Raw genomic sequence first — 533 nt, 5'->3', positions numbered from 1 at the left:
CGTCCGCTGTGGCTGCGCCTGCGCCGCTCGTCGCCCTTTACGCTCACAGTATTAATGTGCTGCCTGGCGCTGCTGTGGGTCAGCCCGTTTATCTGGATGCTGGCGTCCTCGTTCAGCGCTACCACCTTCGGCGACGATATGGCGTCGCTGCTGCCGCGCCTGCCGCTGACTCTCGATAACTTCCGCGACGCCTGGCAGAGCGCCGACTGGCTGAGCCTGTACGCAAACACCCTTATCTTCACCTTTGGCACCTTCTTCGTGCAGCTGTTGACCATCACCACCGCCGGGTACGTCTTCGCCTGCCACGAGTTTCGCGGCAAGCAGACGCTGTTTCTCCTGTTCCTGGTGCAGCTGATGATCATGCCGGTGGTGATGATGGTGCCAAACATGCTGACCCTGAAAACCTTCGGCCTGCTCAACACCCTTACCGGGGTGATGATGCCCTACTTCACCTCGGCGTTCGGCGTGTTCCTGATGCGTCAGGCGTTCCTCGCCATCCCGAAAGAGCTGGAGGAGGCGGCGCTGATGGAGGG

At 61.4% G+C, this 533-nt stretch carries 1 protein-coding gene; it reads left to right on the top strand.

Going from position 1 to position 533, the window contains the following annotated elements; translation table 11 throughout:
* On the top strand, positions 1–533 hold a 533-nt coding region (locus FJV41_RS55380), incomplete at both ends, for a carbohydrate ABC transporter permease (protein ID WP_141649585.1).

Source organism: Myxococcus llanfairpwllgwyngyllgogerychwyrndrobwllllantysiliogogogochensis, from assembly GCF_006636215.1.
Lineage (GTDB): Bacteria > Myxococcota > Myxococcia > Myxococcales > Myxococcaceae > Myxococcus > Myxococcus llanfairpwllgwyngyllgogerychwyrndrobwllllantysiliogogogochensis.
Note: the sequence above shows the minus strand (reverse complement) of the source record. Positions and strands in the feature narration are given on the sequence as shown.